At 60.4% G+C, this 17,598-nt stretch carries 19 protein-coding genes; 14 read left to right on the top strand and 5 right to left on the bottom strand.

The features are described 5' to 3' along the window. Nucleotides 1-45: 45 nt before the first annotated feature. Nucleotides 46-951, bottom strand: coding sequence for a polyphosphate kinase 2 (gene ppk2 / locus ACHEXL_RS10395; protein WP_416559361.1), 906 nt, complete (start codon nt 949-951; stop codon nt 46-48). A gap of 209 nt (nt 952-1,160) precedes the next feature. On the opposite strand from ppk2, the gene ACHEXL_RS10390 reads away from it, so the two are divergent. The 5 genes from ACHEXL_RS10390 to ACHEXL_RS10370 are packed head-to-tail and all read left to right on the top strand — an operon-like array spanning nt 1,161 to nt 4,859. Then, entirely contained in the window at nt 1,161-1,532 is a 372-nt protein-coding gene (locus ACHEXL_RS10390; RefSeq protein WP_416561341.1) for a DUF1924 domain-containing protein, read from the top strand. Then, nucleotides 1,529-2,002 (top strand): diheme cytochrome c, encoded by a 474-nt coding sequence (locus tag ACHEXL_RS10385; protein ID WP_416559359.1) that lies wholly within the window; start codon nt 1,529-1,531, stop codon nt 2,000-2,002. Before ACHEXL_RS10390 ends, ACHEXL_RS10385 begins: the two co-directional genes overlap by 4 nt. A gap of 57 nt (nt 2,003-2,059) precedes the next feature. After that, on the top strand, nt 2,060-2,830 hold the full coding sequence (locus ACHEXL_RS10380) for a cytochrome b/b6 domain-containing protein (protein WP_416559357.1): 771 nt from the start codon (nt 2,060-2,062) through the stop codon (nt 2,828-2,830). Nucleotides 2,831-2,859: 29 nt separating this feature from the next. Further along, nucleotides 2,860-3,528 (top strand): response regulator, encoded by a 669-nt coding sequence (locus tag ACHEXL_RS10375; protein ID WP_416559355.1) that lies wholly within the window; start codon nt 2,860-2,862, stop codon nt 3,526-3,528. Beyond that, nucleotides 3,525-4,859: a histidine kinase dimerization/phospho-acceptor domain-containing protein gene (locus ACHEXL_RS10370; protein WP_416559353.1), complete on the top strand. Its 1,335-nt coding sequence runs from the start codon at nt 3,525-3,527 to the stop codon at nt 4,857-4,859. The genes ACHEXL_RS10375 and ACHEXL_RS10370 overlap by 4 nt, the downstream gene beginning before the upstream one ends. A gap of 31 nt (nt 4,860-4,890) precedes the next feature. Here the strand turns inward: ACHEXL_RS10370 and ACHEXL_RS10365 are convergent, their stop codons facing one another. Further along, nucleotides 4,891-7,596, bottom strand: a complete 2,706-nt coding sequence (locus tag ACHEXL_RS10365; protein ID WP_416559351.1) for a cation-translocating P-type ATPase — start codon at nt 7,594-7,596, stop codon at nt 4,891-4,893. A 106-nt stretch (nt 7,597-7,702) separates the two neighbouring features. Between ACHEXL_RS10365 and ACHEXL_RS10360 the strand changes: the two genes are divergently transcribed. Continuing rightward, a complete protein-coding gene (locus ACHEXL_RS10360) occupies nt 7,703-8,314 on the top strand; it encodes a hypothetical protein (protein ID WP_416559349.1) in 612 nt (203 codons plus the stop codon). Here the strand turns inward: ACHEXL_RS10360 and ACHEXL_RS10355 are convergent. Beyond that, nucleotides 8,303-10,294 (bottom strand): site-specific recombinase, encoded by a 1,992-nt coding sequence (locus ACHEXL_RS10355; RefSeq protein WP_416559347.1) that lies wholly within the window; start codon nt 10,292-10,294, stop codon nt 8,303-8,305. The two genes, ACHEXL_RS10360 and ACHEXL_RS10355, sit on opposite strands and share 12 nt — an antisense overlap. Nucleotides 10,295-10,390: 96 nt before the next feature. On the opposite strand from ACHEXL_RS10355, the gene ACHEXL_RS10350 reads away from it, so the two are divergent. Next, nucleotides 10,391-10,846, top strand: a complete 456-nt coding sequence (locus ACHEXL_RS10350; RefSeq protein WP_416559345.1) for a MaoC family dehydratase — start codon at nt 10,391-10,393, stop codon at nt 10,844-10,846. Here ACHEXL_RS10350 and trmL read toward each other — a convergent pair. Both trmL and ACHEXL_RS10340 read right to left on the bottom strand, forming a co-directional pair. Continuing rightward, nucleotides 10,837-11,334: a tRNA (uridine(34)/cytosine(34)/5-carboxymethylaminomethyluridine(34)-2'-O)-methyltransferase TrmL gene (gene trmL / locus ACHEXL_RS10345; protein WP_416559343.1), complete on the bottom strand. Its 498-nt coding sequence runs from the start codon at nt 11,332-11,334 to the stop codon at nt 10,837-10,839. The two genes, ACHEXL_RS10350 and trmL, sit on opposite strands and share 10 nt — an antisense overlap. A 22-nt stretch (nt 11,335-11,356) precedes the next feature. Then, a complete protein-coding gene (locus ACHEXL_RS10340; protein WP_416559341.1) occupies nt 11,357-12,103 on the bottom strand; it encodes a ComF family protein in 747 nt (248 codons plus the stop codon). 86 nt (nt 12,104-12,189) lie between these two features. Here ACHEXL_RS10340 and ACHEXL_RS10335 point away from each other — a divergent pair, with 86 nt between their 5' ends. The 7 genes from ACHEXL_RS10335 to ACHEXL_RS10305 all read left to right on the top strand — a co-directional run bounded on the left by ACHEXL_RS10335 (nt 12,190) and on the right by ACHEXL_RS10305 (nt 17,559). Next, nucleotides 12,190-13,104, top strand: a complete 915-nt coding sequence (locus ACHEXL_RS10335) for a biotin synthase (RefSeq protein ID WP_416559339.1) — start codon at nt 12,190-12,192, stop codon at nt 13,102-13,104. Nucleotides 13,105-13,198: 94 nt separating this feature from the next. Beyond that, entirely contained in the window at nt 13,199-13,675 is a 477-nt protein-coding gene (locus tag ACHEXL_RS10330; RefSeq protein ID WP_416559337.1) for a DUF2244 domain-containing protein, read from the top strand. Nucleotides 13,676-13,751: 76 nt separating this feature from the next. Continuing rightward, entirely contained in the window at nt 13,752-14,924 is a 1,173-nt protein-coding gene (gene coxB, locus ACHEXL_RS10325) for a cytochrome c oxidase subunit II (RefSeq protein WP_416559335.1), read from the top strand. Between the two features lie 32 nt (nt 14,925-14,956). Next, nucleotides 14,957-16,573: a cytochrome c oxidase subunit I gene (gene ctaD / locus ACHEXL_RS10320; RefSeq protein ID WP_416559333.1), complete on the top strand. Its 1,617-nt coding sequence runs from the start codon at nt 14,957-14,959 to the stop codon at nt 16,571-16,573. A gap of 5 nt (nt 16,574-16,578) precedes the next feature. After that, a complete protein-coding gene (locus ACHEXL_RS10315; RefSeq protein WP_369907575.1) occupies nt 16,579-16,695 on the top strand; it encodes a cytochrome oxidase small assembly protein in 117 nt (38 codons plus the stop codon). 10 nt (nt 16,696-16,705) lie between these two features. Continuing rightward, nucleotides 16,706-17,335: a cytochrome c oxidase assembly protein gene (locus ACHEXL_RS10310; RefSeq protein ID WP_416559331.1), complete on the top strand. Its 630-nt coding sequence runs from the start codon at nt 16,706-16,708 to the stop codon at nt 17,333-17,335. After that, entirely contained in the window at nt 17,332-17,559 is a 228-nt protein-coding gene (locus tag ACHEXL_RS10305; protein ID WP_416559329.1) for a DUF2970 domain-containing protein, read from the top strand. The genes ACHEXL_RS10310 and ACHEXL_RS10305 overlap by 4 nt, the downstream gene beginning before the upstream one ends. The last annotated feature ends 39 nt before the right edge of the window (nt 17,560-17,598 follow it).

Genomic DNA, 17,598 nt, shown 5'->3' with positions numbered 1-17,598 from the left:
CACAGCCATGCCTTCAGGCATGTGCAGTGCCCTGGTGGCCAACATTCAGTATTTTTCCGGGACGATCATGTCCGCAGGCACGGGATGCCGGATGTAGTCGGGATTGCGCACGCGCCCTGGCAAATTGATTTCTGGATGCTCGATCTCATGGTAAGGCACCAGGCTCAGCAGGTGATCCATGCAATTGAGCCGTGCTTTTTTCTTGTTCACAGCTTGTACCACCCACCAAGGCGCTTCAGGAATGTGCGTGCGTTCGATCATGGTTTCCTTGGCCTGTGTGTAGTCTTCCCAGCGCCTGCGGCTTTCGAGATCCATGGGGCTGAGTTTCCACTGCTTGAGGGGGTCATGGATGCGGCCTAAAAATCGGGCGTGCTGTTCGTCATCGGTGATGGAAAACCAGTACTTGACCAGTTGGATGCCGCTGCGCACCAGCATCTTTTCGAACTCAGGCACCGATCGGAAAAATTCTTCGTACTCTTCGTCAGTGCAAAAGCCCATGACTTTTTCAACGCCTGCTCGGTTGTACCAGCTGCGGTCAAACAGCACGATCTCACCGGCAGCAGGCAAGTGAGAGATATAACGCTGAAAATACCACTGTGTTTTTTCGCGGTCGTTGGGTGCGGGCAAGGCTGCAACGCGGCACACGCGGGGGTTCAGACGCTGCGTGATGCGTTTGATCACGCCACCTTTGCCAGCAGCATCCCGACCTTCAAACAGAATGACCATGCGGTGCCCGGTTTTGACCACCCAGTCTTGCAACATCACCAGTTCGGATTGCAGCCGCAAGAGTTCGCGGAAGTAATGCGTTCTCTCGCCCACCGACGCTTCGTTGGCGGCGTTTGCGTTGCCCCAACGGTCATCCAACTCCAGTTCGAGTTCCTCGTCCAGACTGTCCAGCAGGTCTTCACGCAATTGCCGCAGTTGGTCTTCGTTGATGGCGGTGGTGGTCATGACGTCTCAATCAATTAGATCAAGGTGTGAATTTCTTCTCATTGCGTGAAAGCTTGATGACATGAGCGCATGTCTGTTGGATGTTTGAAACAAAGGATTGACTCGGCTTAAGAGTCGCTTCAGGTGAGACCTTTAATCTGCAGCTTGAAATGTGATGAAAGGTTGATGCCGTGTTGAATTTCAAAAAATTTAGCCACTTGGCTGCCCTGATGGGTGCTCTGTGGATCTGGGGTTCAGGCTCGCAGGCACTGGCGGCCACGCCAGAGTCGGAACTTCAGCGCTGGCAGCAAGCCGCAGGGCAAGCGGGCGATGCGGCCAAAGGCCAGGCCTTCTTTCAGCAGCGCCATGGCGGCGAGTGGTCTTGTGCGTCCTGCCATGGGCAGCCACCGACCCGCGAAGCCAAGCATGCGGCCACCGGCAAAAAGATCGCTGCTTTGGCCCCGGCCTTCAATGCCGAACGTTTGACCGATAGCGTCAAGGTCGACAAGTGGTTCAAGCGCAATTGCAAAGACGTTTTATCGCGTGAATGCACGCCCGCTGAAAAAGCCGATGTGCTGGCTTATCTGGTGGGTTTGAAATGAGCAGGCTGACGTTCGCCAAATCGGCGGCTTGGTGTGTGTTGTGGGCTGCGTTGTCTGCACCTGCCATGGCCGATGGGCCACTGATGCCCGCGCAGGTGCCGTCTGTTTACAAACAGGAGTGTGCGGCCTGCCACACGGCCTACCTGCCGGGCTTGTTGCCCGCAGCATCTTGGCGTCGCATCATGGGTGGGCTGGAGCGGCATTACGGCAGTGACGCCTCTTTGGAGCCCGCCCAGGTGCAACAAGTGTCTGCATGGCTCTTGGCCCATGCTGGCACCTACAAGCGTGTGCGCGAAGAGCCGCCACAAGACCGCATCACGCGTTCTGCCTGGTTTGTGCGCAAGCACCGCGAAATCGCGCCCGCCGTCTGGCAACGCGCCAGCATCCAAAGTGCGGCCCAGTGCAGTGCCTGCCACACCCAGGCGGAGCAAGGCCAGTTTGACGAACACCAGGTGCGAATTCCCCGTTGACCTGGGCACCAACCGGCCGTGCAAACGGCAGGGTGTTTTGAATACAAGGAATTGGAAATGATGACCCATGCTTCTCCCGGTACCGCTGCCCGCAGTGAGGCACCCACACCGACCCGTCGCACGGTGGATGCGTTCACGCGCACACTGCACGGTTTGTTGGCCATGAGTTTTTTGGGGGCCTACATCACAGCCGAGAGCGAAATTTTCAGGTTGGTGCACGTGACCCTGGGCTACACGCTGGGCGGTTTGCTCTTGGTGCGTGTGGTCTGGGGTTTGCTGGGGCCGCGCCATGCGCGACTGTCTGCGCTGCTGGGCAAGTTGCGCGGCTGGGGTGCCTGGCTGCAGGGGCTTGGTAATGGGCTTGGTGGCGTGCAGGCCTCATGGCGTCAGAGTCAAAACCTGTACATGGCTTTGACGATTGCGGCGGTGTTGCTCGCCATTGCCCCGGTGGTGTTGTCAGGCTTCGTCACCTACCAAGAGTGGACGGGTGAGTGGATGGAAGAAGTGCACGAGTTTTTCGGCAACTTCATGTTGGTGGCCGTGCTGGCGCACATCGCCGGGGTGGTGGTCCTTAGCCTGTTACGTCGGCGCAATCTGGCCATACCCATGTTGACCGGGCGTGTCGAGGGTGCAGGGCCTGACTTGGTCAAATCCAACCACGGGTTGTTGGCCATCTTGCTGCTGGCTGCTGTCGTGTCTTTCTGGGTCTGGCAATGGCAGGATGCACCGCAGCAGCAGGGGCCAGGCGAAGGCGTGGCCGTCTGGTTGCACCCTGCACCTGGCAAGGCACAATCGATACAGAGCGACGATCATGACGATGATGATTGATTTTTCAGACCCCTATTCAGGCTGGACACATGCGCGTTTTATTGGCGGAAGATGACGAGTTGCTGGGCTCCGGTCTGAAAGCCGGTTTGCAGCAGCAAGGCTTTTTGGTGGATTGGGTACGTGACGGCGTGGCGGCTGAGCGTGAGCTGTTGGCCGGGGTGTACGAAGCCTGCGTGCTCGACCTGGGCTTGCCTCGCCAAGATGGCATGCAATGCCTGGCGGCGGTGCGCCGCCAAAAAGTCACCACCCCGGTGTTGATTTTGACGGCGCGGGACGGCGTGCCCGAGCGCATCGCCGGACTGGATGCCGGTGCCGATGACTACCTGGTCAAACCGGTGGATTTGATGGAGCTGGCCGCGCGCTTGCGGGCACTGGTGCGCCGTGCCCACGGCGTCGCAGAGTCCACTCTGGAGGCCGGGGCTTTGCGCCTGGACCCGGCCTCGCGCCAGGTATGGCTTGGCGAGCGGGCGGTCGAATTGTCCTTGCGTGAGTACGAGGTGCTGCATATTTTCATGCTGCACGCGGGCCGTGTGCTCACCCGTGGACAGATCGAGCAGCACCTGTACCAATGGGGCACCGAGGTGAGCAGCAATACGGTCGAGGTTCACATTTACAACCTGCGTAAGAAGCTGCATGCGGACGTGATCGAAACCCTGCGAGGCGTGGGCTACATGCTGCCCCAGCAAGTCAAGGCATGAAAATCTGGCGACCTTCTTCCCTTCAGTGGCGGCTGACGCTCAGCCTGTTGGTGGTCACCGGGCTGGTCTGGACTTTGGTGCTGGTCATGACATGGCTCAAAACCGAGCACGAGCTCAGCGAGTTGCTGGACGCCCATCTGGCGCAAACCGCAGCGGTGCTGGCGGTGCAGACCAGCGATGAGCACGACGACGACTTCACCACGGCACCCGTGCTGCACAAGTACCAGCCCCGAGTCGCTTTTCAGGTCTGGCACGAACAAGAGCTGATTTTTCGCTCGGCTGATGCCCCCGTGTCCCCCTTGGCACCTTGGGACCAAACCGGCATCTCCGACCAACGGCTCGGTGACCAAGCCTGGCGCGTCTTTGCCACGCCGGGGCGCGAGCATGATGTCCAGGTCATGGTGGCTGAGTTGCAATCGGCCCGCAACGACATCCTGAAAGCTGGGCTGAAGTCGGCCATCGTGCCCATGCTGCTGGCCTTGCCTGTTTTGGCTTTCCTGATTTGGGGTGCGATATTCAAGTCCTTCGCGCCGCTTCGGCAGCTGAGCCAATCGGTTTCGCAGCGCCCAGCCGATGCTCGCCAGCCTCTGAGTGAAGAGGTGTCGGCCGAGGTGCAACCGCTGGTCAAGTCCCTGAACCGTTGGTTCGAGCAGACGGCCCAGCAAATGGATGGCGAGCGCCGTTTCACGGCCGATGCTGCGCATGAGTTGCGAACACCGATTGCGGCCATTCGCATGCAGGCACAAGTGGCGCGTGGAACCGATTCCGACAGCGATCGCCAGATGGCCCTGGATGCCGTGTTGCGGGGGTGTGACCGTGCCACACGGCTGGTGACCCAGCTCTTGCAGTTGGCCCGACTCGATGCTGACGATGCCGCGCAGGGCGCAGAGGTCAGCGATGCCGTCGCTGACACCCAGGCCCTGTTGGCGGACCTGGGTCCGCAGGCACGGGCCAAACAGCAAATCTTGAGTTTTGACGCACCCGCTTCCTTGCTTGTGCCCATGCCGCCAGGCCTGGTGGGTGTGCTGGTGGGCAACCTGGTGGACAACGCCCAGCGCTACAGCCCGGTGGGTGCACAGGTGCGTGTGCGTTGGGAAGCATTGCCTGTTCCATGCCTCAGTGTCGAAGACAGTGGTCCGGGTTTGAGTCCTGCCGATCTGGACCGACTGGGGGACCGTTTCTTTCGGGTCCCCGGCAACGGCGCAGATGGCAGTGGGTTGGGGTGGTCGATTGTTCGGCGCTTGGCCCAGCGCTACCACTTGCAGGTGACGTTGGGGCACAGCACAGATTTGGGTGGGTTGAGCGTCGTCGTGCGCTGGCCTGCTACCTAGCCGAAATGCCAGACCTCGTTTGCGCAGCGGCTCAGCGAGGAACCAGGGCTGGCCGCTGCCCTGCGTTCAGGGTCCAGTGCAAAACGGAGACGCCGACACCGCTGAGCACACCTGAAGCGACTGCGATCAGCAGCGGCCACAGCGGCAGGGGCTCAAACTGAAGCGGGCCAGAGAGCCAGGGCCAATGGATGGCCAATGCCAGAAAAAAACCGGCCAGGGCGATCACCCCGTAGGCCACGGCGTTGGGTGTGCGCAAGCTGCGCCAGAACTGACCACCGCCCGCACGGTTGGACAGGATCAAGGCGGCATTGCCAGTGATCAGCGTGATGAACAGCATGGCGCGGATTTGCGCTTCGCTCAAAACCACACTCAATGGCACCGCATCCAGCGCAGGTGCCCACGGCATGAGGAACGCCTCGCCTGCGTCAGGCCAGAGCTTGGCGATGGCGTACGTCAGGGCCACACAGGCCAGCACGGCCAGTCCTTGTCCCAAGGCCAGGCCGATGGTTCGAGCGCCAAACAGGGCCGCGCGGGTATCGCGGGGTGCTTGCTGCATCACGTTGGCCGGGGCGGGCTCGTTCTCGAAGGCCAGCGAGCAGGCCGGGTCAATCACCAGCTCCAGCAAGGCCACATGCAAGGGCAGCATCAGCGGTGGCCAGCCCATCAGCATGGGCACCAAGGCCATGCCCGCGATCGGGATGTGGATGGCAAAGATGTACTGCATCGACTTTTGCAGGTTGCCAAAAATGCGTCGGCCCAAACGGATGCCCCGAACGATCGAGGCGAAGTTGTCGTCCACCAGCACCAGGTCGGCGGCTTCGCGGGCTACGTCGGTGCCCCGTGCGCCCATGGCGATGCCCACGTGGGCGGCCTTCAGGGCCGGGGCGTCGTTCACACCATCGCCCGTCATGGCCACCACCTGACCCTGCGCCTGCAGCGCCTGCACGATGCGCAGTTTCTGGTGCGGCGAGATGCGTGCGCAGACGGTGACGTGGCGCAGCCGCTCGCGCAAAGCGGCTTCATCCAGGCCTTCCAGAACATCACCGGTCAGGGTTTCACCCTCGGGCAGTCCGGCTTGCCGGGCGATTTCGCGCGCTGTGGCCGGGAAGTCGCCCGTGATCACAATGACCTGAATGCCGGCCGACTGGCAGTCGGCCATGGCCTGAGGGATTTCGGGGCGCAAGGGGTCGGTCAGCCCGATCAGGCCCAGCCATTCAAAGTCAAAGTCGTGCGGGGTGTCGGGGTAGCTTTGGCCTTCAAATCGGCTGTGTGCCACCGCCAGTACGCGCAAGCCCTGTGCGGCCATGTCTGCCACGCAGGCCAGCCAGTGCGCGCGTGCACCCGAGCTCAGGTGGCACAGGTCCATGACGGCTTCGGGGGCCCCTTTGACCGAGACCACATGCGGGTCATCCGGGTCGAACCGCCAGACATGCGACATGGCTTTGAGCCTGGGGCTGAGGGCGTAGGTTTGCACCAGCTGGCCCTCGCCAAAAGTCCGATCGGTCTCGCTCAGATGGTCTTTGCCCATCGCATGGAAGGCGGTCTCCATTGGGTCGAAAGGTGTGGGGGCACTGGCCAGAATGGCGTGCTCGATCAAGGGGTGAAAAGCCGTTGAGAGTGGTGCAGCGGTTGCGGCCGGCGTGGACGACGCCTGGCCCAGTGCGGGTGTGCGCCATTGCAGCACCTCGCCAGGCTCTGAACTGCCAGCCTCCCGGGGCACGGCCAGTGCGGTCACGGTCATGCGGTTTTGCGTCAGGGTGCCGGTTTTGTCGGTGCACAAAACGCTGATGGCCCCCAGGGTTTCGATGGCGTTGATGTGCCGGGTGAGCACGCCCTCACGCGTCAGGCGACGCGCACCCATGGCCGGAAACAGCGTGAGGACCACGGAATACTCTTCGGGCAGGATGGCCATGGCCAGCGCGATGCCCGACAGCAAAGCGGGCACCCATTGACCGGTGCGCCAGACCAGGGTCAGCACCATCACCACGCAGAGCACCGCCACCAGACTGGCCAGCACCTGGACCAATCGGGCGGTCTGTTGTTGCAAGGGGGTGTCGGCTTCTTGTACCTGGCCCAATGACAGACCAATTTGTCCGATCTGGCTGCGCATGCCGGTGGCCGTGACCCGCACCTGGCCGCTGCCGCGCACAACAAACGTGCCGCCATGCACGCAGGCGTGGGGTGGCGGCTTGGGCATTGGCGACCCTGAGCCGCCTGGCTGTGGCTCCAGCGGGCTTTTGTCCACGGCCACCGATTCGCCCGTCAACAGGGATTCGTCCATTTGCAGGTTGCTGGCCTGCAGCAGCCAGCCGTCTGCGGCCACCCGGTCGCCTTCTGACAGCAGCAAACAGTCGCCTGCCACGACGTCGCTGGCGGGAATCAGCTGTGTTTGGCCGTCCCGCAGCACACGGGCCTGGGCTTGTGTGAGCTGGCGCAGGGCCTCAATGGCAGCTTCGGATTTCCCCTCCTGGTAAAAACTCAGCACCAGCACGGCCAAGACAAAGACCGACAGCGTCAGACCTTCGGTCAGGTCGCCCAGCAGCATGTACAGCAGTGCTGCCGCAACCAGCAAGGCGAACATGGGTTGGCGCAGCATGTCGGCCAGGCGTCGCCAAACGGAGCGACGCGTGCCCTGCGCCACTTCGTTGGGGCCATCCGCGGCCAGCCGCACTTGGGCTTGGGCTGTGGTCAAGCCTTGTGCGGTGTTAAGGTGATCGGGTGGATGATCGATTGCCATGGTCATCGCTCAGTTTGCGGGTGCTCATGCGGGCGCGTTTTGACGCAAGTCAAGTGAAGCCGATGGCCTCGCCCTTTGTCCATCTGCGTTCGCCCTAGGAGGCCCCATGAACCCCAAAATTCAGGAATTTCTGGACCGCATTCAGCAGCTGGAAGCGGCCATTGAGCAAGAAGCCAAGAGTCGTCGACAACAGTGGCAGGCCGATTTTGAAGAACACAAGGTGCGCTTTGAAAAAGAGGTGCTGGCGCAGCAAAAGCGCTTCAAGGAGGGCTTGCTCGGTTATGTGCTCACGGCCGAGTGGCGGCATGTGCTGTGTGTGCCCTTCATTTATCCGGTCCTCTTGCCCATGCTGCTGCTTGACGCCTTTGTCACGCTCTACCAATGGGTGTGCTTTCCCCTGTGCGGCATTCCCCGTGTCAAGCGCTCGGATTACTTTGTGTACGACCGCACACACCTGGCCTATTTGAACTGGCTGGAAAAAATCAACTGCGCCTACTGCTCGTATGGCAATGGCTTGATGGCTTATGGCCGTGAGGTGGTGGGATTGACCGAAAAATACTGGTGCCCGATCAAGCACGCACGCCGCATGATGCAAACGCATGCGCACTACCACGGCTTTGCCGATTACGGCGATGCTGAAAACTACCGCGCCGAATTGGCCCGTTTGCGGGCCGAACTGATGCAGATGCGCACGGACGCCTCGAACTCAGACCTCTGATGCCGCGGCAGGTGCGGGTGGCCGCAGGAACGACATCGGTTGTGTGCGGATGCGTTGCACAATGGCTTGGCGGATGCGCCCCCGGTTGGCCATGCTGACACTTTGTGAGGTCAAGGCCACGCGGAAGGCCAGGTAAAAACTCACGCCCAGGTTGAGTGGGCCAATCACCAGCAAACCCGCCAAGGCCCAGCTGAAAGCCGGTGTGCCGAGCGCGGGCAGACCCAGCGTGAACGCTGCCGCGGCGATTTGACCGGCCGAGAGGGTCACGTGCCGGACGTCCAGACCCAGTCCAAAAAATTGGGCAATGACTGGCACCAGCCCGAGCATCAAGCCCAGCGAGATGTTGGCGGCCAGGCCTGAAACATGGCTTTGCAGATACAGACCCAAGCGCTCTGCCCGCTGCACCCCGATCCAGCGGCGCAGACGCGGGTGGTAGCGCAAAGCCGAGCCCAGCTGGTGCAGCACAAAAGCGTTTTCCACCCAGCCTGCGACGATGCTGGAGGCAAACAGCAGCACGCCTGTGAAGGCGGCGAACAAGGCCGTGGGGCCCAGCAAACTGACCGAAGACAACACATACCGGGCTTCGGCCTCGTTGGCCATGGGGGCCAGTCCGAGCTGGGTCAGCGCCAGGCAAATCAGCAACACCATGGGCACCACGGCCAGCAGGTTGCCCAAAATGGCCGCGATCTGGGACCTGAACAGGTGGGCCACTTCGTCTACAAAGCCTTGCACGCCCTCGTCGTTGTCGATGGATTTGAGTTTGGCGGCCATGGCAGGCGCTGTCACGGCCGGTTGTTTGGTGGCCACTGTCCAGTGCAGCAGCATGACCAGCACAAACGACACCGCGTAGTTGGTGCCTGCGGCCAGGCCCGCCCAGAAAGGGGAGAGGGCCAGACCCACGATCGCGAATTTGGCCCAGGTGGTCAGGCCGATGACCGCGCCACCGCCCAAGGCCTTGCCCAGCATGCGCCGGTATTCCACAGCGTTGCGGGTGATGTAGTGTTCACCGTTTTCAGCGCTGCGCTGCGCCACTTTTTCGGCCAGCATGTGGCTGTTGGCTGCCCACAGGCTGCGGATGCTGCGGCTGTCGTGGCAGACCTGCGCCAGGTGCGCCAGCAAAGCCAGCATGGCCGGGATGGGCTCGTGCGTGAGCAAGGCTTCCATCAGGTATTTGCAGCGGATCACCAGATGCCGCAACTGCCGCAGCCGGAACACGATGCCCACCGAAATGCCGTGTTCCTGCAGGTGGGCATACACGGTGTAGGCCGCATGCCTGCAATGGTCGAGTTGCAGCTTGAGGGCTTGTGCGGCCGTTTGGCAGGCTTGACTGTGCGGGCCATGTTGCTGCAAGGCCTGGCGAAACACTTCCAGCGCCATTGGTAAATCGTGAAACGGCCGGGTGTTTTCGTCCCGACTGCTCATTCGGGTGCGGATTTCGGCCGAGTGACCGGTGGCATTGATCTGGCCCACGCAATAGGTCAGCGCGTCCATCAGATTCTCTTGCAACGCCGGCGGGGCTTGCGCAGGGGCCTGGGGCAGCATCAGCCGCGTCAAACCGCCCAGCGTGTGCTCGTCCAGAGCTTGCAACCATTGCACATCAAAGGGTTCTGGCTGCAGAAACAGAAACAGTGCACCCAGATCGCCTGTGTCGGGGGTGGCGGGCAACAGCTTCATGCGCAGGCGCTGGCCCAGGTCGCTGATGAACGCCGTGCGCGGTGCAAAACCCAAGTCGGCCAGCAAAGGCGTGGGATCGGTGTCGTCCAAAAACGCCTGCCACCAGCTTTGCCAGGCGGCCGTCAAGTCGGGGCGGGCTAGCAAGGCGTCGACCAGCAGGCCCAGCCGGGCCGCCGCTTCCCCGGGCGATTGCTGGTCACCACGCACCCACTGGATCACATCGTTGAGCCACAGGTGACGGTCGACCCTGTGGGGCAGTTGCATCAGTTGTTGTGTAAGGCTCAGCAGGGTCGGTGGAGAGGGCATGCGGTAGAGGGGTGGTGGTTGTCGTTTTTCACCATACCGCAAAGTGGTGTCTCTTCGTCGACAGCCCGGCTTTTGCAAGGTGAATAAAGTCACCGAATGAAAACATTTCAAACATTGGCCGATTTGGCCGCTTGCGTCGGCCAGGATGTGGCCGCAACCGAGTGGGTGACCATCACCCAGCAACAGGTTAACCAGTTCGCCGAGGCCACGGGCGACCACCAGTGGATCCACGTCGATGTGGAGCGGTCCAAGCAGGGCCCATTTGGCGCGCCCATTGCGCACGGCTTCCTGACCTTGTCCCTGTTGTCGCAGTTCTTTGACAAAACCATTGTGGTTTCGTCGGCCCGCATGGGGGTCAACTATGGCCTGAACAAGGTGCGTTTCATGGCGCCGGTGCCGGTGGGCAGCCGTTTGCGCGCGCACCTGCATTTGCACTCGGCCACGCCCATTGAAGGCAACGGCTTGCAGCTGCAGTGGAACGTAACGGTGGAGCGCGAAGGCAGCGACAAACCGGTGTGTGCGGCCGAGTCGCTGGTGCGCATTTACGCCTGAGTCGGCAGGCCCGGTGCCGGGCTGGCCTCGGTAAAGCCGTTTTGCCGCCAGGCTTCGAACACGGTCACCGCCACCGCGTTCGACAGGTTCAGGCTGCGCTGGCCCTCGCGCATGGGCAGTTTGATGCGCTGGGCTGTGGCGAACTGTTCACGCAACTCGGGCGACAGGCCCCGGGTTTCAGAGCCAAATACCAGCCAGTCGCCAGGTGCAAAAGCCACGCCGTGCGCAGCGCGGCTGCCGCGTGTGGTCAGGGCAAACATGCGCTTGGGGTCGGGTTGTTCGTGTGCCAGAAAACTGGCCCAGTCGGCGTGGTGGCGCAAGTCGGCGTACTCGTGGTAGTCCAGACCCGCACGGCGCATGTGCTTGTCGTCCATCGAAAAACCCAGGGGCTCGATCAGGTGCAGTGTGCAGCCGGTGTTGGCGGCCAAGCGGATGACGTTGCCGGTGTTCGGCGGGATTTCGGGCTCAACCAGGACGATATGGAACATGTCCGGTATTGTGCCTCGGCATTCAGGCGTCGCCCCCAGCTTCGGTGCGCGCCAGCACCAGGGCGCTGACCTGCGCAGCCCCCGCCTCGCGCAGCACCCGGGCTGCGGTGTGTAGCGACGCACCGCTGGTCATCACATCGTCGACCAAGACCACCTTTTTGCCGTGCAACTGCGAGGCCCGCAAGGGCTCTACCGCGAAAGCGCCCACCAGATTGGCCAGACGCTCGGCTCGGGGCAGGGTGCGCTGCGAAGGTGTATCGCGGGTGCGCAGCAGCAATTGGGCGTCGGCTTTGTTTGGACTCAATTGGCGTGCCAGCAGCCAGGACTGGTTGTAACCGCGTTCGGCCAGGCGCTGGGCTGACAGCGGAATCGGCAGCACCCAGTCGGCCGCGTCCAGCGTGTCTTCGGCCCAAGGGGTGCTTAACATCAGGGTGGCCAAAGGTCCGGCCCAGCCAGGTTGCTGCTGAAATTTGTAGCGGGCGATCAGGTCCACCCAAGGCCAGGCATAGGTGGTGGCTGTCACGCACAGGTCCAGCGGTGGAGGTGTTTTCAGGCAAGCGCCGCAGCGCCGGCTGGGGTGGGGCAAGGGCAGGGCGCAAGTTTGGCAGCGGTGTTGTGGCTGGGCAAAGCGGCTGATGCAAGTTTCGCACAGCGGTGACTGGGGCCAGCCTTGGCAAATGGCGCAGCGGCTGGGTAGCCAGCCCCAAACAGGGTCGAGGTGCGGCGACCAGAGCCTTGAGCCTATCCCTTGGAACCATTTGGGCCACATGAAATCAATATACTGCCGCCAAGCCCTGACCACAAGGCGAACCTGTCGTTCGCCTGAAGCAGGACCTCATCTTTTGAGCCTTGGCCATGTCTGCACCTGAACGCCCCCCCTCGCTGGATCCTGTTGCCGCTGCCCGCTGGTCGGCGCATCCGGTGGGCGAGGCCTCGCCTTGGCTGCACGAAGAAGTGGCTTTCCGCATGCAGGAGCGACTGGATTTCATCAAGTTGCAGCCCGAGCGCTGGGTCCATTGGGAGCCTGGTCGCGGTGGGCTGCAGGCGCAGCGGGCTTTGCAAAAGCGTTACCCGAAAGCCGAAGTCTGGTTGAACAGCGCACAGCCGGCTGAAGCCATGGCCGCGCGAGAGGTGGCGCAGGCCCGTTGGTGGCAGGCCGAGCGCTGGTTCGGGCCCCGCATCGCGCTGGGCTTGCCGCCAGCAGGCCAGGCCCAGATGCTGTGGGCCAACATGCTGCTGCACACTTGTGCCCAACCTCAACAAATTCTGAAAATCTGGCACAACACCCTGGCAGTGGATGGCTTTTTGATGTTTTCATGTTTAGGGCCAGACAGTCTGCGGGAATTGCGCGAGGCTTATGCCCGCCAAGGCTGGCCCGCGCCTGCCCATGAATTCACCGACATGCACGACTGGGGTGATATGTTGGTGGAGGCTGGCTTCGCTGAGCCGGTCATGGACATGGAGCGCATCACTCTGACCTACGAATCACCACAGCGCATGCTGGCCGATTTGCGTGCTTGGGGCCGTAATCTGCACGTCCAGCGTTTTGCGGGTCTGCGAGGGCGTCGCTGGCGAGCGCAGCTGGATCAGGTGCTGATGACACTGGCCAGACCGGAGGAAGGGGGACGTTTGTCACTCAGTTTCGAGATCGTTTATGGCCATGCGCTGAAACCCAGGCCACGTGCGTCAGTGAGTGCCCAAACTGAGATCGGCTTGGATCAGATGCGGCAAATGCTGCGCAGTGGCAGCCGGATATCCGACAAAGTTTGAGTTGAATCAAAACCCCGAGTTAACTCGGGTAAAATCCGCCCGGTTTTGGCCAGATTGCGTGCCGCCAGCATGTTAGGTTATTGAAAGTTGACAGGTGTCAAATCCAACTTACCAGTTTGCACAAGAGTCCGGACCGGCCATTCAATGGCAGCTTCGGCGCAATTGCTCTGTGACGCCCGCCCAGCTGGGTTGGCTTTACCTGTCTTTGTGTGTCTTGTCGCTGGGCATTGGGGTGTTCTTCTGGTTGCAAGGTGCCACCTTGGTTCTGGCCTTCGCAGGCTTGGAGATCACCTTGGTGGGCTTAGCTTTTCTGGCCTATGCACGGCATGCGACAGATGGCGAATGGATTTCATTGCAGGGCACCAGTCTGGTGGTGGAAAAAGAGTCTGCCGGACGCCGTGAGCGTGCAGAGTTTGCGCGTCAATGGGTGAGGGTTGAGCCTAAGTCGGGTGATCACAGTCTGATCGAGTTGTCAGGTCAGGGTCGCTCGATCGAGGTGGGGCGCTTTGTGCGCCCCGAGTTGCGTCAAGTCTTGGCGCGAGAAATCAGAAGGGCATTGCGTTCCGCGTGATGTCTGGCGATGAACAGGGTTGGCCTGGTTTGTCAAAGGTGTGAGTTCAACAGAGTCTTGGAAGTTAGTGAGAACCATGAAGAATATTTCCAACCAATTGGCTTCGCTGCTATCCCGCGCGGGCATTTTTGCAGGCGCTTGGGTGGCTACGGCAGCCCATGCCGTCAATGATTTGCCGGGCGGCCCTGCGGTCAACCAGCTCAACTTCGCACCTGCAGCGACGAAAATCGCGGAAGAGCAGCACTGGCTGCACTGGTTCATGTTGATCATCTGCACGGTGATCTTTATTGCCGTTTTTGCGGTCATGTTCTATTCCATCTGGAAGCACCGCAAGTCGGTGGGTCACAAGCCTGCGACCTTTACCGAATCCATCACGGTGGAGGTTGTTTGGACCGCAGTGCCTTTCCTGATCGTGATCCTGATGGCGCTGCCCGCCACCAAGGTGCTGGTGGCCCAAAAAGACACCACCAACGCCGATCTGACCGTGAAAGTCACTGGCTACCAGTGGAAATGGGGCTATGACTACATCAAGGGCGAGGGCGAAGGCCTGAGCTACATCTCCACGCTGGATTCCACTCAGCGCGCCATGTCCGATGCCGGCAAGCCAGAAGGCGACAACTACCTCCTCAAAGTGGACAATCCTTTGGTGGTGCCCGTGGGCCAGAAAGTGCGCGTGATCACCACCGCCAACGACGTGATTCATGCCTTTGCTGTGCCTGCTTTCGGCATCAAGCAAGACGCTATCCCAGGTTTCGTGCGTGATACCTGGTTCCGTGCTGAAAAAACCGGCGATTTCTACGGTCAGTGCCAGGAACTGTGCGGTAAGGAACACGCTTATATGCCCATCCACGTGAAGGTGCTGTCCGCTGCCGACTACGCGGCCTGGGTTGACACCGAGAAGAAAAAGCAAGCGGCCAAAGCCGACGATCCAGCCAAAGTTTGGGCTTTGGACGACTTGTCCAAGCGTGGCGAAAAAGTGTATGCCGCCAATTGCGCTGCTTGCCACCAAGCCACAGGCAAAGGTGCCGGTGCCATCAAGGCCATCGACGGCTCTGCTGTGGTGCTGGATGCCGATAAATCCAAGCAAATTGCGATTTTGCTCAACGGCCAAAACAATGGTGCCATGCCCGCATGGAAGCAGTTGTCGGACACCGAGATCGCCGCTGTGATCACCTACACCAAAAACAGCTGGTCCAACAAGACCGGTCAAATCGTGCAACCGGCTGAAGTCCTGGCCGCTCGCAAGTAAGCAGTACCGTATTCAAATCAAAGGAAATCAAGATGAGTGCCGTTCTAGACCATCACGATCACGCCCATGACGATCACGGTCACGCGCCTGCGGGCTGGCGTCGCTGGGTGTATGCCACCAACCACAAAGACATCGGTACCTTGTACCTGTTGTTCAGTTTTGCCATGCTGATGATCGGTGGCGTGCTGGCGCTGGGTATCCGCGCCGAGCTGTTCCAGCCCGGCCTGCAAGTGGTCAACCCAGAGTTGTTCAACCAGTTCACCACCATGCACGGCATCATCATGGTGTTCGGTGCGATCATGCCTGCCTTTGTGGGCTTTGCGAACTGGATGTTGCCTTTGCAAATTGGCGCCTCTGACATGGCCTTTGCCCGCATGAACAACTTCAGCTTCTGGCTGATGGTGCCAGCGGGCGCCATGCTGGTGGGTTCGTTCTTCATGCCTGGCGGCGCACCTGCTGCCGGCTGGACCCTTTACGCACCCCTGACCCTGCAAATGGGTCCCTCCATGGACGCGGGTATTTTTGCCATGCACATCCTGGGTGCTTCGTCCATCATGGGCTCGATCAACATCATCGTGACCATCTTGAACATGCGCGCCCCCGGCATGACCTTGATGAAGATGCCCATGTTCGCTTGGACCTGGCTCATCACCGCCTACTTGCTGATTGCCGTGATGCCCGTTTTGGCTGGCGCGATCACCATGACCTTGACTGACCGTCACTTTGGCACCAGCTTCTTCAACCCCGCCGGTGGTGGTGACCCGGTCATGTACCAGCACATCTTCTGGTTCTTCGGTCACCCTGAGGTGTACATCATGATCTTGCCGGCCTTCGGCATCATCAGCCAGATCGTGCCCGCGTTCTCGCGCAAGAAACTCTTCGGCTACGCCTCCATGGTGTACGCCACATCGTCGATCGCCATCCTGTCGTTCATTGTGTGGGCGCACCACATGTTCACGACCGGCATGCCTGTGACCGGCCAGCTGTTCTTCATGTACGCCACGATGTTGATTGCCGTGCCGACCGCTGTGAAGATCTTCAACTGGATCGCCACCATGTGGCGCGGTTCCATGACGTTTGAAACCCCCATGCTGTTCGCAGTGGGCTTCATCTTCGTGTTCACCATGGGTGGTTTCACGGGTCTGATTCTGGCTATGGCTCCTATAGATATCCAGTTGCAAGATACCTATTACGTGGTGGCCCACTTCCACTATGTGCTGGTGGCGGGTTCCCTGTTTGCACTGTTCGCAGGCGTTTACTACTGGATTCCCAAGTGGACCGGTGTGATGTACAACGAAACGCGCGGCAAGATCCATTTCTGGTGGTCGTTGATCTCCTTCAACGTAACCTTCTTCCCGATGCACTTCTTGGGTCTGGCCGGTATGCCCCGACGCTATGCCGACTACCCCATGCAGTTCACCGACTTCAACATGATTGCCTCTGTGGGTGCCTTCTTCTTCGGCTTTGCACAGGTTTACTTCTTCCTGTTCATTGTGTTGCCTGCCATGATGGGCAAGGGCGACAAAGCGCCTCAGAAGCCTTGGGAAGCGGCCGAAGGTCTGGAATGGGAAGTGCCTTCGCCAGCACCCTTCCACACCTTTGAAAATCCACCCAAGCTGGACGCTACTGCGACCCGCGTGATCGGTTGATCGACATGGCGATGACACCCGAGCAAAGAAAAAGCAATGTGCGCCTGGGCCTGATCCTGGCTTCGGTCGCACTGGCGGTCCTGCTGGGTTTTGTGGCCAAGTTGCTGTTGTTGAACCCTTGAAAGACCCAAGATGAACCTGCGCGGTGAAAATCTGAAGATGGTGGGCAAGCTGGCGGTTGTGACCGCGGGCATGTTCTGCTTCGGTTATGCGCTGGTGCCCATCTACAAGGCCATTTGTGAGATCACGGGCATCAACATCCTGTCGATTTCCGAAACCCAGATCCCTGGCAATGCCAAGGCGGGTAAAGCGGCCGAGGTCTTGCGCAACAGCCAAGTCGACACCACGCGCACCATCACCGTCGAATTCGACGCCAATGTGCGTGGTCCTTGGCAGTTCAAACCTGAAAAGCGTTCCATGCAGGTTCACCCCGGTGAACTGAGCACCGTGATGTACGAGTTCCAGAATGTGCAAAACCGCCGTATGGCAGCGCAAGCCATTCCTAGCTATGCACCACGCCAGGCGGCTAACCATTTCAACAAGCTCGAGTGTTTCTGTTTTAACCAGTACACCCTGGAGCCTGGTGAGAAGAAGTCTTGGCCCGTTGCGTTTGTGATCGATCCCAAGTTGTCCAAAGACGTGACCACCATCACACTGTCCTACACCTTCTTTGAGGTGGGCGGTAAGACACCTGCCGCACCGACAGCCCCTTTGGCCGCTGCCGAACTGGTGTTGCCGGTCAAAACAGGATCGGGTTCATGAACACGCCTCAACCGTCTGCCAAGCGCAAAGCTTCCTGGTTGCGGACTGTTCAGGCCGTGTTGTGGTCCTTTGTCGGTCTTCGCAAGAATTCCGAATACCAGCAAGACATTGAAAAACTCAACCCGTTCCACATCATCGGTGTGGCTATCGGCGCAGCATTGTTGTTTGTCCTGGGGTTGATCGCCCTGGTCAATTGGGTTGTGGTCCAGCCAACGGGCCTTTAACCAACCAAAATTAGATTTCGAAAGAAGAGAGAGCAGGAG

Source organism: Limnohabitans sp. YIMB22184 (genome assembly GCF_048020265.1).
Taxonomy (GTDB): domain Bacteria; phylum Pseudomonadota; class Gammaproteobacteria; order Burkholderiales; family Burkholderiaceae_C; genus Limnohabitans_A.
This window is presented reverse-complemented; position numbering and strand designations above follow the sequence as displayed.

Coding starts and splice junctions, on each gene's coding strand:
- ACHEXL_RS10335 (WP_416559339.1), top strand. CDS start 12,190: ATGTCTGCACCTGAACGCCCCCCCTCGCTGGATCCTGTTGCCGCTGCC.
- ACHEXL_RS10340 (WP_416559341.1), bottom strand. CDS start 12,103: ATGTGGCCCAAATGGTTCCAAGGGATAGGCTCAAGGCTCTGGTCGCCG.
- ACHEXL_RS10370 (WP_416559353.1), top strand. CDS start 3,525: ATGAAAATCTGGCGACCTTCTTCCCTTCAGTGGCGGCTGACGCTCAGC.
- ACHEXL_RS10305 (WP_416559329.1), top strand. CDS start 17,332: ATGAACACGCCTCAACCGTCTGCCAAGCGCAAAGCTTCCTGGTTGCGG.
- ACHEXL_RS10385 (WP_416559359.1), top strand. CDS start 1,529: ATGAGCAGGCTGACGTTCGCCAAATCGGCGGCTTGGTGTGTGTTGTGG.
- ACHEXL_RS10315 (WP_369907575.1), top strand. CDS start 16,579: ATGGCGATGACACCCGAGCAAAGAAAAAGCAATGTGCGCCTGGGCCTG.
- ACHEXL_RS10350 (WP_416559345.1), top strand. CDS start 10,391: ATGAAAACATTTCAAACATTGGCCGATTTGGCCGCTTGCGTCGGCCAG.
- ctaD (WP_416559333.1), top strand. CDS start 14,957: ATGAGTGCCGTTCTAGACCATCACGATCACGCCCATGACGATCACGGT.
- coxB (WP_416559335.1), top strand. CDS start 13,752: ATGAAGAATATTTCCAACCAATTGGCTTCGCTGCTATCCCGCGCGGGC.
- ACHEXL_RS10360 (WP_416559349.1), top strand. CDS start 7,703: ATGAACCCCAAAATTCAGGAATTTCTGGACCGCATTCAGCAGCTGGAA.
- ACHEXL_RS10390 (WP_416561341.1), top strand. CDS start 1,161: ATGGGTGCTCTGTGGATCTGGGGTTCAGGCTCGCAGGCACTGGCGGCC.
- ACHEXL_RS10375 (WP_416559355.1), top strand. CDS start 2,860: ATGCGCGTTTTATTGGCGGAAGATGACGAGTTGCTGGGCTCCGGTCTG.
- ACHEXL_RS10310 (WP_416559331.1), top strand. CDS start 16,706: ATGAACCTGCGCGGTGAAAATCTGAAGATGGTGGGCAAGCTGGCGGTT.
- ACHEXL_RS10380 (WP_416559357.1), top strand. CDS start 2,060: ATGATGACCCATGCTTCTCCCGGTACCGCTGCCCGCAGTGAGGCACCC.
- ACHEXL_RS10355 (WP_416559347.1), bottom strand. CDS start 10,294: ATGCCCTCTCCACCGACCCTGCTGAGCCTTACACAACAACTGATGCAA.
- ACHEXL_RS10365 (WP_416559351.1), bottom strand. CDS start 7,596: ATGGCAATCGATCATCCACCCGATCACCTTAACACCGCACAAGGCTTG.
- ppk2 (WP_416559361.1), bottom strand. CDS start 951: ATGACCACCACCGCCATCAACGAAGACCAACTGCGGCAATTGCGTGAA.
- trmL (WP_416559343.1), bottom strand. CDS start 11,334: ATGTTCCATATCGTCCTGGTTGAGCCCGAAATCCCGCCGAACACCGGC.